The sequence below is a fragment of the Delftia sp. WSY_10 genome, assembly GCF_043104705.1.
Taxonomy (GTDB): domain Bacteria; phylum Pseudomonadota; class Gammaproteobacteria; order Burkholderiales; family Burkholderiaceae_C; genus Comamonas; species Comamonas tsuruhatensis.
Window position 1 is genome coordinate 83739 of sequence record NZ_JBICKY010000032.1, and the last position, 13214, is coordinate 96952.

Consider the following 13214-nt stretch of genomic DNA (forward strand, 5'->3'; position numbering starts at 1 on the left):
GGATGGGAAATTGGGAATAATGGGCGCCATTGTAGGCGTTTGCCGTGAACCGACGGCAGCCCCCTGTCCAGAGCCCGACCACCATGCACACCCACACCATCTTCGTCATCTCCGATGGCACTGGCATTACAGCCGAGACCTTTGGCACGGCCATCATGGCCCAGTTCGACACCAAGTCGCGCCTGGTCCGCATCCCCTTCGTGGACACCATGGACAAGGTCCACCAGGCCGTGCGGCAGATCAACCATGTGGCCGAGTCGGAAAGCCACAAGCCCATCGTCTTCACCACCCTGGTCAACCAGGACATGCTCGACCTGATCGAGAGCCAATGCAAGGGCAAGGTATTCGACATGTTCGGCACCTTCGTGCGGCCGCTGGAGCTGGAGCTGGGCCAGAAGTCGCTGCACCGCGTGGGCCGCTTCGCCGACATCAGCGAAAGCAAGGAATACCTGGAGCGCATGGAGGCCATCAACTACACGCTGGCCCATGACGACGGCCAGACCCACCAGGACCTGACGGGCGCCGACGTGATCCTGGTGGGCGTCTCGCGCAGCGGCAAGACGCCCACCAGCCTGTACCTGGCCATGCAGTTCGGTCTCAAGGTGGCCAACTACCCGCTGATTCCCGAGGATTTCGAGCGCAAGCAGCTGCCGCCCGCCCTGGTGCCCTACCGCAAGAAGCTGTTCGGCCTGACCATCGACCCCCAGCGCCTGTCCAGCATCCGCAACGAGCGCCGGCCCGACTCCAAGTACGCCAGCCTTGCCAACTGCCGCTACGAGGTGGCCGAGGCCGAGTCCATGATGCGCCGCAGCGGCATCCAGTGGCTGTCCAGCACCACCAAGTCCATCGAGGAAATCGCCACCACGATCCTGCAGGAAGTCCTGCCCCAGCACCTGGGGCACTGAACCCGGTCTCAGGCCGAGGCGTTCCAGCGCAGCATGGGCTGCTGCGGCAGCGTCTCGACCAGATAGTCCACCAGGGCACGCACCTTGGTCGGCACGTACTGGCGGTCGCGAAAGCAGGCGAAGAAATCCAGCGTGGTGTCATCGAAGTGCAGCTGCCCCTTGCGCGCCGGGCCCAGGGCCAGCGGTTGCAGCAGCCCTTCGCGCATGTACCGGTGGGCGATGAAGCTGCCGATCCAGACGATGCCGCCACCGGCCACGGCCATTTCGGTGAGTGCATCGACATCGCTGGCGATGGCGGTCACGCGCAGCTGCGGGTCCACGCGCTTGCCGTCGCGTGAAAACGGCCAGCGCATGAAGCGGCCATCGGCCTCGCGCCGGTACAGCAGGCAGGCATGGTCGAGCAGGTCCTGCGCGGTCTGCGGCCTGCCGTGGGCCTGCAGGTAGGCCGGCGAGGCGCACAGCACGCGCGGCACGGCCGCCAGCTGGCGCACGGCCATGCCGGGCTCCAGCACATCGCGGTAGCGCACGCTGATGTCCACGTCTTCCTTGAGCACATCCACCTGCCGGTCCACCACCAGCAACTCCAGCTCCAGCCGGGGATGCCGCGCGGCAAAGGCCGGCAGCAGCGGCGCCAGCACATGGCGGCCAAAGGCGGCCATGCAGGCGATGCGCAGCCGGCCCTGCAGTTCGCCATGCAGCTGCGACAGGTCGGACTGCGCTTTTTCCAGCTCCTGCAGCACAGGGCCCACGCGCGCCAGATAGCGCTCGCCGGCTTCGGTCAACGCCATGGAGCGCGTGGTGCGCGTGATCAGGCGCGTGCCCAGTTCGCGCTCCAGCCGGGCGATGTTCTGGCTGGCCGCTGCAGGAGAAATACCCAGCTGGCGCGCGGCCGAGGCGATGGAGCCGCCTTCCAGGGCTTTGACGAAGGTCTCGATGGAGCGCAGATTAGGCACAAAAACCTATGGATGAAAAATCAATTCATCAATATAGCTTACGAGTGCACCAAGCTGCAGCCCTCTACACGGCGGCCCAGGCCTTGCCTACAGTTGCGCACTTGCCGCGCCGAATCGACAAGCGGCCTGACCGGATACGCCTTCATGCCCGATACCTCTGCCTCCATCGCTCCCGCAACCCCTGCGGCGCCGCGCAGCCGCAAGCTGCACCGCCGCTTCGCGCCCATCGTCTTTGCCTTCTACATGTCGGCCATCATGGCGTTTCTGATGTGCTGCGCCATCGTCGGCGCCAACAGCGGCCTGGGCGCCGACTACCTGCGGCGCGTGATGCAGACCTATGTGCTGGCCATGCCCGTGGCCTTTGTCTGCGTGATGGTGGTGCGTCCGCTGGTGGGCAGGCTGGTGGCCGCCACCGTGCATCTCTGAGGCGGCCCGGCCGGCTCTTTCCAGGGCCTGGGCCGCTCAGGCCAGTGCCTGCACTGCCAAGCGCGGCAAGCCCGCCACCAGCTCGCGCCATCCCGGCAGTTCGGCCAGGCCCGGTTTGCGCTCGCCAAAGAACATGGCCATCAGATCGCCCTGCGCGTCGAAGGCCTCGACCGAGGTGACCACGCCATCGGCCGTGGGCTTTTGCACGGCCCAGACGCTGGCGATCATGTCGCAGCGCAGATGCAGGTTGAAGCCCGGGTCCAGCACATTGATCCATTGCGCGCCGCCGGGCGTGCCCATGGGCTGGATGTTGTGCACGGGGCCGGTATGGATCTGGATGCAGCCGCCGCTGTCCACGAAGACCATGATGGGCAGCCCGTCCACCGCCGCATCGCCCAGCAACTGGGCCACGGACTCGGGTGCCAGCCGCGCGCAATGGCCGGGGACCAGGCGGAAGGCTTGCTGGCGCTCCACGCCGAACCGGCGCAGCAGGTCGAAGAATTCATGCGTGTCCTGAAGGGCATCCCAGGCGGCGCTCAGGCCGTGCACGTCGATGACCTTGTCGGACTGCGGCAGCGCTCTGGGCCGGGCATGGCGAAACAGGTAGCCCGCGCTGGGCTCGGCAAAGCGCCGTACCAGCGCATCCCACGCTGCCATGTCGGTGGACTCGCGCGCATGGACCTTGTGCACGGCGCGGCCGTGGGCATTGAAGAACTGCAGGCTGTGCGTGGCCGGCCTTCCAGCCTGGGCGGGCTGCTCGGTCACGGCATAGCCGGCATGCCATTGGGCAAAGAACAGGCGCAGGTCGATCTCGCGGCCCAGCGCCAATCCCACGCCACCGCTGGCCGAGAGCTTCTGGTACACGCCCGTCTTCTCATGCACCGTGGATTCATTGCGCGTGAGCGCCATCACGGTGCCGCAGTCCTGCAGCGCGCGCAGCACCTGCAGCCACTGCGCGCGCAGCGGCACGACCTGCAGGCCGCCGTCATGCAGGCCCGCGTGGGCGCCGATGGCGGCGCCTTCGGGCAGGCCCATGGATTCGGCGGCCTCCTTGGCACGCAGGCCGCTCTGGCGTGCCTGGGCAAAGCGCTGGCGCACGTCGGGCGCATTGACGGGAATCAGCAGGTCATCGCAGGCTGCGGCGGCGGTGGTGATCATTGCAGGGTCTCCAAAGGGGCATGCCAGAGCGCGTGGGCAACGGAGGGATGGCGGGTCTCGGCCGCCGCCTCGGCCCGGGGTGCGCGCTGCGCGGCGCTGGCCTCGGAGACCGCCTGCCAGCGCCGCTGCAGGCGTTGCAGCAAGGCCCGCATGTCCGGCGAAAAGCTGCTGTCGCCGGACAGGCCCTGCAGTTGATCGGCCACCTTGCCGGCAATGGCGGACCGGTGGGCCTCGCAGCAACCGTGGCCGAAGCCGGTCATCAGCGCCAGCGTGGCGGCCAGCTGGGCCTCGCCTTCGGCCAGCAGGTATTCCTCGTCACGGGCAAGGCTTTCACTCTCGGTACGGTGCATGGGGCTCTCCTTGCGTTGCAAAACATCGTTGGGACACGGGTCGCGGCGCCTGGCCTTCAGGCGCCGGGCTTCAGAAATCCTTGATCAGCGAGACGCGCGCATGGCGCCCCGGCTGGCTGTAGGCGTCGGCAATCGCCGTGGTGGCCAGCAGGCCGCGCACATCGGACCAGCGCCAGTACTTCCTGTCGGTCAGGTTGTAGATGCCGGCGTTCAGGCGCAGGTCGGGACGGATGCGCCATTGCGCGCTCAGGTCCAGCACCGTGGCCGAGGGGCTGAGCCAGGCCGTGCTGCCGTTGGACACGTCGCCGGCCTTCTTGCCGCTCCAGTGCGAGACGTTGAACTGCACGCCCACGACAGAGCGCTCATAGCGCACGCCCAGCACCAGTTGCTGGGGCGAGATGGTGTCCAGCGGCTTGTCGGACTGCGTGTCCTTGCCGTCGGTGTAGCCGTAGGCCAGGCGCGTCTGCCAGTCGCCGCCGGCCCAGCGGCCCCAGTCGTAGTCGGCCTTGAGTTCGAAGCCGCTGATGCGGGCGCGGCCCACGTTGATGGACTGGTAGATGGCGGGGTTGGCCGCGTTGCCGGGCTGGCCCGCAACCAGTTGCTGGTCGACGATGAAGTCCTTGTAGCGTCCCGTGAACACGGCGGCGTCCAGGCGCAGCCTGTCCATGCGCCCGCGCAGGCCCAGCTCGAAGGTCTGGCTCTTTTCGGGCCGCAGGTCGGGATTCGGAATGTTGCGGTAGAACGCCACCGGGTTCTCGAAGAAGGCGTTGATCTGCCCGGCGTTGGGCGCCCGGAAACCTGCCGCATAGTTGCCATAGACGGACCAGACCGGGCTGGCCTGCAGCATCACGCCCAGCTTGGGCGAGAGCGCGGAGTCCGAGTTGCTGACCACGGTGGGCACAAAGCCGTTCTGCCGGGGCTTGATGCTGTAGTGCTCGGCGCGCAGGCCCGGGGTCACGCTCCAGGGGCCGTTGTGCAGTTCGGCCTGGGCGAACAGGGCGGTGGCGCTTTCGGTGGTGTCGGGGAAGCGCTTGAGCGGGAAGCTCTCGCCCACGGGCGGCGTGATGCCGTTTTGCACGTTGACCACCTTGTTGCGGAGGTAGTCCAGCCCGTACGTGAACTTGCCGCTGGCCGAGGAACTCCAGCGCAGCAGGCGGCTGGCCTGGGCGTGCAGCTGGATCGCGTCCTCGTCATAGGTCACGTCGCGCTCGCGGTACGGCAGACCGATGCGCGTCTCGGTGACGAATTCGCGCGCGTCGGACTTCTGGTAGCTGGCCATCAGCTGCAGTTCGTCGGCCAGCGCCGTGCCCAGCTGCTGCCACTGGCCCTGCCAGCTGGCCCGCCAGCGCTTCATGTCGGTGCGCGAGTCGGAATTGGCCACGGTGGCCGAGCGCGCGGACAGCAGGGCATAGTCGGCGCGCTTGTCCACGTTCTCGAAGGTGAAGACATGCTTTTGCACGGCGCTGGGCGTGAAGACCAGGCGGCCCATCAGCGATTCGCTGCGGTCTTTCTCGGGATTGGGCGTGGTGCGCGCCGCGCCCGTCACGTTGTTCGTGCCCATGTTCTCCAGCGCACGGGAGCGGCCCAGGCCCGCCGACAGCAGCCAGGCCCATTCGGGGCTGGCTCGGCCCGCCACGGTGGCGCCCAGCTTGCGGCCGTTGTCCGAGCCGTCATAGCCGGCAGCCACGCGGCCGGCGATGCGCTTGCCCCTGCCCAGCAGATCGTCTGGCTGCACGGTCACGAAGTTGACCAGGCCGCCCATGCCGTCCGATCCATACAGCGCGGGCGTGGAGCCGCGCAGGATTTCCACGCGCTGCACCAGGCCCAGGTCCAGGTAGTCGCGGCCGAAGCTGTTGGCGCTGAAGCTGTAGCTGCGCGGCAGGCGCACGCCATCGACCAGCATGAGCACGCGGTTGCCATCCAGGCCACGGATGTTGAAGCCGCTGTTCTGGTCACGCCCGGCCGACGAGGTCGCCAGCGAGAAGCGCGCCGGGGCGCGCGGCACATCGACATTGGGCAGCAGGTTGACCATCTCGCGGATGTCGCTGGCCTGCTCGCGCTCCATGCGGCCGGCGTCGATCACGTCGATGCTCATGGGCAGGGTGTCAGGGTCCTGCACCTCGCGCGAGGCGCTGATCACCATCTCCTTGAGGGCCGGGGCACGGGTCCGTGCCCCGGGTGCGGCCTGCGCCAGCAATTGCGTGTCGGCATCTCCGGCGTTTGCGGCATTTGCCGCGTCTGCGGCGGCCTGCCCCGGCTCCTGGGCCAGGGCAGCGGAGGCGCACAGCAGCGCGCAGGCGGCGGCCAGGGGATGGCGCGCCCGCCGGGCGCATGATTGCATTGCGAAGTCGTAAGCCATTGCGAAGCCCTCTCTCTCTGATCAACATGGATGTGCGAGAGCTGGCTTCTGGTTGCAGCGGCTGGCGGTTGGCCCGCCAGCCGTTGGCGCGTCATGTGCTGGCTGGATGAAGAAAAATTATATGCGAATAGTTCTCATTCATTGATTTGATCTGGCGCACAGGCCCTGGAGCAATCCCTGCTGGCACACCGGGCTGCTGGACAGCCATCTGTGTGCCACCTGCGCCGGCAAGGCACGCGCCTGACAGCGCCGGAATGAAAAAAGGCCCGGATGCCGAGGCATCCGGGCCCTTTCTCACGCCTGTTCAGCTCAGTGGCGGATCAGGTGGTCGAAGGCCGACAGCGCCGCCGTGGAGCCGGCACCGGCAGCGATGATGATCTGCTTGTACGGCACGTTGGTGCAGTCGCCTGCGGCGAACACGCCAGGCACGCTGGTGTGGCCCTTGGCATCGATCACGATCTCGCCGAAGCGGGTCAGCTCCACCGTGCCCTTGAGCCAGTCGGTGTTGGGCAGCAGGCCGATCTGCACGAAGATGCCTTCCAGCGCCACGGTCTTGACCTCTTCCGTCGTGCGGTCCTTGTAGGTCAGGCCGGTGACCTTCTTGCCGTCGCCGTTGACCTCGGTGGTCTGGGCGTTGAGGATGACGGTCACATTGGGCAGGCTCTTGAGCTTCTTTTGCAGCACGGCATCGGCCTTGAGCTCGCTGGCGAACTCCAGCAGCGTCACGCTGCGCACGATGCCGGCCAGGTCGATGGCCGCTTCCACGCCCGAGTTGCCGCCGCCGATGACGGCCACATTCTTGCCCTTGAACAGCGGTCCGTCGCAGTGCGGGCAGTAGGTCACGCCCTTGGTGCGGTACTTGTCCTCGCCGGGCACGTTCATGTTGCGCCAGCGCGCGCCGGTCGAGAGGATGACGGTCTTGGCCTTGAGGCTGGCGCCCGAGGCAGTCTGCACCTCGATCAGCCCGCCTTCCGTGGCAGCCGGAATCAGTTTGGAGGCCGTCTGCAGGTTCATGATGTCCACCTCGTAGTCGCGCACATGGCGCTCCATGGCGGCGGCCAGCTGAGGGCCTTCGGTCTTGGAGACCGAGATGAAGTTCTCGATGTCCACGGTGTCCAGCACCTGGCCGCCGAAGCGCTCGGCGGCAATGCCGGTGCGGATGCCCTTGCGTGCCGCATAGATGGCAGCGGCCGCGCCGGCGGGGCCGCCACCGACGATCAGCACGTCGAAGGCGTCCTTGGCGGAAATCCTGGCCGCTTCACGCGAAGCGGCGCCGGTGTCGACCTTGGCGACGATCTCGGCCAGCTCCATACGGCCCTGGCCGAAGCGCTCGCCATTGACGAAGACCGTGGGCACGCCCATGACTTCGCGCTGCTCGACTTCCTTCTGGAACAGCCCGCCGTCGATGGCGGTGTGGCTGATCTTGGGATTGAGCACGGACATCAGGTTCAGCGCCTGCACCACGTCCGGGCAGTTGTGGCAGGACAGCGAGTAGTAGGTCTCGAAGTGCAGCGGCACGTCGATGTTGCGCACCTGCTCCAGCAACTCGGCCGATTCCTTGGACGGATGGCCGCCGACCTGCAGCAGGGCCAGCACCAGCGAGGTGAATTCATGGCCCAGGGGGACGCCTGCGAAACGCACGCCGCTGTCCACGCCGGGATTGGTGATCAGGAACGAGGGCTTGCGCACCTCGGCGTCGTTGTGCTCGACGACGGTGATCTTGTCGCTCAGCTCGCGGATTTCCAGCAGCAGTTCCTTCAGCTCGCGCGCACCCTGGCTGTCATCCAGCGAAGCCACCAGCTCCACCGGACGCTGCAGGCGCTCCAGGTAGGCCTGCAATTGGGCTTTCAGGTTGTTGTCAAGCATGTCGGACTCCTAGGGAAATACGAATTTTCGGAAAAAAAAGCCCGGGCGCCAGGCACCCGGGCGTCTTCAACAGTTCAACTGTGAACAGGAAGCGGTGTACCGCTTAGATCTTGCCGACCAAGTCGAGCGAAGGAGCCAGGGTCTTGTCGCCTTCTTCCCACTTGGCGGGGCAGACTTCACCGGGGTGGTTGCGGACGTACTGGGCAGCCTTGACCTTGCGCAGCAGATCGACGGCGTTGCGGCCAATGCCTTCGGCGGTGATTTCCACGGCCTGGATCACGCCATCGGGATCGACGATGAAGGTGCCGCGGTCAGCCAGGCCCTGGCCGGGACGCAGGACTTCGAAGTTGTTGCTGATTTCCCAGGTGGGATCGCCCAGCATCGTGTACTTGATCTTGCGGATGGTGTCCGACGCGTCGTGCCATGCCTTGTGCACGAAGTGGGTGTCGGTGGACACGGAGAACACTTCCACGCCCAGCTTTTGCAGTTCGTCGTAGTGGTCGGCCACGTCGCCCAGCTCGGTGGGGCACACGAAGGTGAAGTCAGCGGGGTAGAAGAAGAACACGGCCCACTTGCCCAGGACGTCCTTTTCGGTCACTTCGATGAACTTGCCATTCTTGAAGGCCTGCGTCTTGAAGGGCTTGATTTGGGTGTTGATCACGGACATTGCTGTTTCCTTTGTGGTTGGTGAGTGAACACAGGACGAAGTCTAGGCCCAGGCCATCGATTGATCCAATGAATTGATTGAATTCATACGATTGCCAAAAACTATGTGAACATCCTTGTCTCCAGGCCTGCGGGCTTGACCAGCCCGCCACCGGCCTGAAGAGGCTATTTTGGGCCGAAATATGACAAGGCAATGCAGCAACCCCGCAGCCGCGTCAGCATGCCGGCCCGCAAACGAGAACGCGCCTCATAAGCAGCCAATGCGTGATAACAGGGGTTTGCTTGATCTGACGCAGAAACCCTAGACAATCCACCCCTATAGCGGCCGGCGATCGGCGCGGTCCCCCACGTACAACAAAGGAGTTCCCCATGCAAGGCGACGCACAAGTCATCACCTGGCTGCAAGCCCAGCTCAAGAACGAGCTGACGGCCATCAACCAGTACTTCCTGCACTACCGCATGTACAAGCACTGGGGCTTCGACAAGCTGGCCAAGAAGGAATACAAGGAGTCCATCGGCGAGATGAAGCACGCCGACTGGCTCATGGACCGCATCTTCGTGCTCGACGGCCTGCCCAACCTGCAGGACCTGGGCAAGCTGCAAGTCGGCGAGGACGTGCCCGAAGCCCTGGCTTGCGACCTGAGCAGCGAGAAAACCGCGCAGCAGACCATCAAGGACGGCATCGCCCACTGCGAAAGCGTGCGCGACTACGTCTCGCGCGACCTGCTGCAAAAGATCCTGGACGATACCGAGGAGCACATCGACTACCTCGAAACCCAGCTGGACCTGATCGACAAGGTCGGCATCCAGAACTATCTGCAGTCGCAGATGGACGAAGAGTCCTGAGCACCGGACTCAGGGGCGGCGGCACAGGCCGCGCCCCGCACGCGAAACGACGGGCCTGTGTGCCCGTTTTTTCATCTCATGGCCCAGCTATCGGTCACTCGTCGGCATATCGCAGCGGAAACAGAAGCAGAAAGGTCGTGCCGGTCTGCGCGGCCGACTGCACCTCGATCGTGGCGTCCAGCAATTCCGCCAGCCGCTTGACGATGGACAGGCCTATCCCCTCGCCTGCGCCGCTGCGGTAGCGGGCCGCCGCGACGCCGGGCCGTGGCTCGCCCCCGGCGCGGACCTCTGCGGAGGCCGCCGACGTCAGATGGCCCGAAGGGTCCAGGTCCGTGGCGTGCTTGAGGGCGGCAACCAGGGGCGCCGCCGGCTCCATGCCGGGGCCCGTATCCCCGATGGAGAGCATCCAGCGGCGCTGGTCCTCCCCATCACCAAGGGCCCACTTCACCGTGACGCCGCCCTCCTGGGTGTACTTGAGCGCATTGAGCACCAGGTTCTGCGCGATGCGGCGCAGTTTCAAGGCATCCCCCTCCACCGGCATCGTCCCCGGCCCCTGCAGGTGCAGGTACAGGCCGCGATCGTTGGCCAGGGCCTGCAGTCCCTCGCACAGATGGGTGATGACCTGGGCTGCGTCAAAGGAGGTCAGCTGGCGATGCTCGCGCCCGGCATGCAGCTTGGCCAGCTCCGTCACGTCATCCAGCAGATGTCGCAGCGACTGGACGTTGCGGTCCAGCATGCGCAGGAGTTTCTCGCGGGACTGCGCCGGCGCATGCTGCATGCCCAGGCCATGCGTCACATTGGCCACCACGCCGACGTTGCTGCGCAGGTCATGCGCAACCTGCTCCCACAGTTGCGAGCGCTGCAGGTCCAGCGCGCTCAGGTCATGCAGCGCCGCTTCCAGGTCCCGGACATGGCCCTCGGCCTCCTGCTGCTGCAGGCGGAAATACTGGGTGCTGCTGTCCTGAACGTCGCGGGTATAGGTGGCGGCCCAGGCCTTGCGCGCAACGGGCATGGCGACGTGCGCATCAGGGCGCCCCTGGGCATAGTCCTCCAGCTGCGCCACCATGACTTCGTTGAGCAGCCCCAGCTCGCGCACGACTTCATGCAGGTCATAGCCCTGCTGCCAGCGGTGCAGGCCGTGGGCGGCGGCCTGCTCGCCATCGCCCGGCGGCTCGGCGGTGTCTGCCGGTGCACCACCCAGGGTCCGCAGTTGCTGCTCGAACGCGGCCAGCACGGCCGGGATGTGATCGTTCAGCTGGGTTCGGGGAAGCGCCTCACCAGCGGTCAGCGCCGGGTCCCGCCTGACGGCCTTGCGCCATGTCTGCAAGAGTCCTTCGCGCTGCGCCTCTAGGGCGTCTGCCAGTATGCAGAGTTCATTTCCTTGGCTTGTCATGGATCGGCATCCGGGCGGTCTGTAGATAGGGAAAAAATGCGCTGCGCCGATGATGGTAAGGCCAAAAACCCGGCCGATCAGGCACGGGCTGGCGTGCCTACAGGCCGGTGGGAAAGTGCACGCCCGCGCGCTGGGCCGCCTGCACGATGTGGGTGGCCATGGCCTGCTGGGCCAGCTCGGGATGGCCGCGGGACAGGGCATCGATGATGGCCGCATGCTCCTCGGTGGTCGCATGCCGTGCGCCCCGCTTGTAGAACGGCAGGCGCTGGCTTTCCTGCATGACCTCGCCGCTGCCGCGCAGCACGTCGGCGATGGCATGGTTGCCCGAGATTGTGGCGATCTGCAGGTGGAACTCGAAATCCAGTCGCGTGGCCTGCACGAAATCGGCCAGCTCTATGCTCTGCTGCATGGCCTGCAGATTGGCCTGCAGGGCCTGCACATCCTCAGGCTGCACCACCAGGGCCGCCAGGCGCGCCACAAAGCCCTCCAGCGCGTAGCGCAGCTGATAGACATCGGTGAGCGCATGCGAGTCGGCAAAGCGCCAGGCGTCTGCGGCCGCAGCCTCGGGCGCCTCGGTCACGTACATGCCCTTGCCAGGCCGGGCCACGACCAGGCCCAGCCCCTGCAGCGTGGACAGCGCCTCGCGCAGCGAGGTGCGGCTGATGCCCAACTGCTCCGACAGGTCGCGCTGCGAAGGCAGGAGCGAGCCCACAGGATACACGCCGCCCTCGATCCACTCGCGGATCACGCGGGCGGCATTGCCGGCAACGGCGGTGCTGGCAGGGTTGCCGGCGGGTGTGCTGATGGCGGTGCTGGGTTCCATGCGTTGGCGGATCTCTGGCCCGGGGGCGGTGCGCCGATCTTAGCGACTGCGCGCCTCGCCCGCCGGTTCACGCGCCCTGTCCGGCGCTACTTGTTGACCAGTTTGGCGGGCACGGTATAGGTCAGGAAGGCCCCGAACAGCAGCACGCCGGCCAGCACGAACATGGCCGCATTGGTGCTCTGCGTCGCATCCTTGATGAGGCCGATCATGTAGGGGCTGATGAAGCCGGCCAGGTTGGCGAAGGAGTTGATCAGCGCAATGCCGGCCGCAGCGCCTGCGCTGGACAGGATGGCCGTGGGCAGGCTCCAGAACAGTGGCGAGGTTGCCAGGCTGCCGCCCGCGGCCAGCGCCAGGGCGGCCAGCGACAGGTAGACGTTGCCGCTGAAGATGGCCGACAGCATCAGGCCCGCCGCGCCCACGCAGAACGGAACGATCAGGTGCCAGCGGCGCTCGCGCATGCGGTCCGAGCTGCGGCTGACCAGGTTCATGGACACCACGGCCACCGAAAACGGCACGGCCGTCAGCAGGCCGATCTGGAAGGCACCCTCCACGCCCGACTGGCGGATCAGGCTGGGCAGCCAGAACGTGAGCCCGTACTGGCCCATGACGGTGCAAAAGCAGATCATGGCCATCTTGATGATGCGCGGGTCGGAAAACAGTGCGCGCAGCGTGACGTGGCTGTCGCTCTTGCTGGCGTTCTCGCGAGCGATGTTGCGCTCCAGCAGGGTCTTTTCCGCCTCGGTCAGCCAGCGCGCTGCGCGGATGCTGTTGTCCAGGTACCAGAGCACGGCCAGGCCCAGGATCAGCGAGGGAATGGCCTCGATCAGGAACAGCCATTGCCAGCCGCGCAGCCCCGCCACGCCCTGCATCAGGTCCATGATGCCGCCCGACAGCGGTCCGCCCAGGATGCCCGAGACCGGGATCGCGCACATGAACAGCGCCACCATGCGGGCGCGCCGGTACGAGGGAAACCAGTAGGTCATGTACAGGATCATGCCGGGGTAGAAACCGGCCTCGGCCGCGCCCAGCAGGAAGCGCAGCACGTAGAACTGCGTGGGCGTGGTCACGAACATCATGGCCGCCGAGATCAGGCTCCACATGATCATGATCCGCGAGATGGTGGCCTTGGCTCCTATGCGGTGCATCAGCATGTTGCTGGGCACCTCGAAGAAGAAATAGCCGATGAAGAACAGCCCCGCGCCCAGGCCGTACATGGCCTCGCTGAACTGCAGGTCGGCCAGCATGTGCAGCTTGGCAAAGCCCACGTTCACCCGGTCCAGATAGGCCGCCACGTAGCAGGCCATGATGAAGGGAAGCAGGCGCCAGGCCACCTTGCGGTAGACGGCTGCCTCGGCCGGCGTTTCGCTGGACAGCGCCGGGGCCGCGCCGGCGGCCTCGGCGGATGCGGGAAGTGATGACATCAGGAAGTCCTTGGTTGAAGGGTTGCGATCAACTGGTATGACCGGTCT

At 66.2% G+C, this 13214-nt stretch carries 12 protein-coding genes; 3 read left to right on the forward strand and 9 right to left on the reverse strand.

The window, feature by feature from the left end:
• Positions 1–83: 83 nt before the first annotated feature.
• Positions 84–905, forward strand: coding sequence for a pyruvate, water dikinase regulatory protein (locus ACF8ML_RS14170; protein WP_016447602.1), 822 nt, complete (start codon positions 84–86; stop codon positions 903–905).
• 8 nt (positions 906–913) lie between these two features.
• On the opposite strand, the gene ACF8ML_RS14175 is transcribed toward ACF8ML_RS14170, so the two are convergent.
• Positions 914–1858 carry a LysR family transcriptional regulator gene (locus ACF8ML_RS14175; RefSeq protein ID WP_043791855.1) on the reverse strand — a complete coding sequence of 315 codons (945 nt, stop codon included), beginning with the start codon at positions 1856–1858 and terminating at the stop codon, positions 914–916.
• A 144-nt stretch (positions 1859–2002) separates the two neighbouring features.
• Between ACF8ML_RS14175 and ACF8ML_RS14180 the strand changes: the two genes are divergently transcribed.
• The gene (locus ACF8ML_RS14180; protein ID WP_016447604.1) at positions 2003–2284 is read left to right on the forward strand and encodes a DUF2798 domain-containing protein; all 282 of its coding nucleotides are present in this window, start codon (positions 2003–2005) and stop codon (positions 2282–2284) included.
• Positions 2285–2320: 36 nt separating this feature from the next.
• Here ACF8ML_RS14180 and ACF8ML_RS14185 read toward each other — a convergent pair whose 3' ends face one another.
• The 5 genes from ACF8ML_RS14185 to ahpC all read right to left on the reverse strand — a co-directional run bounded on the left by ACF8ML_RS14185 (position 2321) and on the right by ahpC (position 8684).
• On the reverse strand, positions 2321–3442 hold the full coding sequence (locus ACF8ML_RS14185; protein ID WP_016447605.1) for a hemin-degrading factor: 1122 nt from the start codon (positions 3440–3442) through the stop codon (positions 2321–2323).
• Complete coding sequence (locus ACF8ML_RS14190) at positions 3439–3792, reverse strand: hypothetical protein (protein ID WP_392407276.1); 354 nt, start codon at positions 3790–3792, stop codon at positions 3439–3441. Before ACF8ML_RS14190 ends, ACF8ML_RS14185 begins: the two co-directional genes overlap by 4 nt.
• Positions 3793–3862: 70 nt before the next feature.
• The gene (locus tag ACF8ML_RS14195; RefSeq protein ID WP_392407278.1) at positions 3863–6151 is read right to left on the reverse strand and encodes a TonB-dependent hemoglobin/transferrin/lactoferrin family receptor; all 2289 of its coding nucleotides are present in this window, start codon (positions 6149–6151) and stop codon (positions 3863–3865) included.
• A gap of 309 nt (positions 6152–6460) precedes the next feature.
• On the reverse strand, positions 6461–8017 hold the full coding sequence (ahpF, locus tag ACF8ML_RS14200) for an alkyl hydroperoxide reductase subunit F (RefSeq protein WP_016451263.1): 1557 nt from the start codon (positions 8015–8017) through the stop codon (positions 6461–6463).
• 103 nt (positions 8018–8120) lie between these two features.
• Positions 8121–8684: an alkyl hydroperoxide reductase subunit C gene (gene ahpC / locus ACF8ML_RS14205; RefSeq protein ID WP_016447610.1), complete on the reverse strand. Its 564-nt coding sequence runs from the start codon at positions 8682–8684 to the stop codon at positions 8121–8123.
• A 368-nt stretch (positions 8685–9052) separates the two neighbouring features.
• On the opposite strand from ahpC, the gene bfr reads away from it, so the two are divergent.
• Positions 9053–9529 carry a bacterioferritin gene (gene bfr / locus ACF8ML_RS14210; protein WP_016447611.1) on the forward strand — a complete coding sequence of 159 codons (477 nt, stop codon included), beginning with the start codon at positions 9053–9055 and terminating at the stop codon, positions 9527–9529.
• 94 nt (positions 9530–9623) lie between these two features.
• On the opposite strand, the gene ACF8ML_RS14215 is transcribed toward bfr, so the two are convergent.
• From ACF8ML_RS14215 to ACF8ML_RS14225, 3 genes are all read right to left on the reverse strand, one after another.
• The gene (locus ACF8ML_RS14215; protein WP_016447612.1) at positions 9624–10922 is read right to left on the reverse strand and encodes a sensor histidine kinase; all 1299 of its coding nucleotides are present in this window, start codon (positions 10920–10922) and stop codon (positions 9624–9626) included.
• 97 nt (positions 10923–11019) lie between these two features.
• The gene (locus tag ACF8ML_RS14220; protein WP_392407279.1) at positions 11020–11745 is read right to left on the reverse strand and encodes a FadR/GntR family transcriptional regulator; all 726 of its coding nucleotides are present in this window, start codon (positions 11743–11745) and stop codon (positions 11020–11022) included.
• An 86-nt stretch (positions 11746–11831) separates the two neighbouring features.
• Positions 11832–13166, reverse strand: coding sequence for an MFS transporter (locus tag ACF8ML_RS14225; RefSeq protein WP_016447614.1), 1335 nt, complete (start codon positions 13164–13166; stop codon positions 11832–11834).
• Positions 13167–13214 lie beyond the last annotated feature (48 nt).

Coding starts and splice junctions, on each gene's coding strand:
- ACF8ML_RS14170 (WP_016447602.1), top strand. CDS start 84: ATGCACACCCACACCATCTTCGTCATCTCCGATGGCACTGGCATTACA.
- ACF8ML_RS14180 (WP_016447604.1), top strand. CDS start 2,003: ATGCCCGATACCTCTGCCTCCATCGCTCCCGCAACCCCTGCGGCGCCG.
- ACF8ML_RS14185 (WP_016447605.1), bottom strand. CDS start 3,442: ATGATCACCACCGCCGCCGCAGCCTGCGATGACCTGCTGATTCCCGTC.
- ACF8ML_RS14190 (WP_392407276.1), bottom strand. CDS start 3,792: ATGCACCGTACCGAGAGTGAAAGCCTTGCCCGTGACGAGGAATACCTG.
- ACF8ML_RS14195 (WP_392407278.1), bottom strand. CDS start 6,151: ATGGCTTACGACTTCGCAATGCAATCATGCGCCCGGCGGGCGCGCCAT.
- ahpF (WP_016451263.1), bottom strand. CDS start 8,017: ATGCTTGACAACAACCTGAAAGCCCAATTGCAGGCCTACCTGGAGCGC.
- ahpC (WP_016447610.1), bottom strand. CDS start 8,684: ATGTCCGTGATCAACACCCAAATCAAGCCCTTCAAGACGCAGGCCTTC.
- bfr (WP_016447611.1), top strand. CDS start 9,053: ATGCAAGGCGACGCACAAGTCATCACCTGGCTGCAAGCCCAGCTCAAG.
- ACF8ML_RS14215 (WP_016447612.1), bottom strand. CDS start 10,922: ATGACAAGCCAAGGAAATGAACTCTGCATACTGGCAGACGCCCTAGAG.
- ACF8ML_RS14220 (WP_392407279.1), bottom strand. CDS start 11,745: ATGGAACCCAGCACCGCCATCAGCACACCCGCCGGCAACCCTGCCAGC.
- ACF8ML_RS14225 (WP_016447614.1), bottom strand. CDS start 13,166: ATGTCATCACTTCCCGCATCCGCCGAGGCCGCCGGCGCGGCCCCGGCG.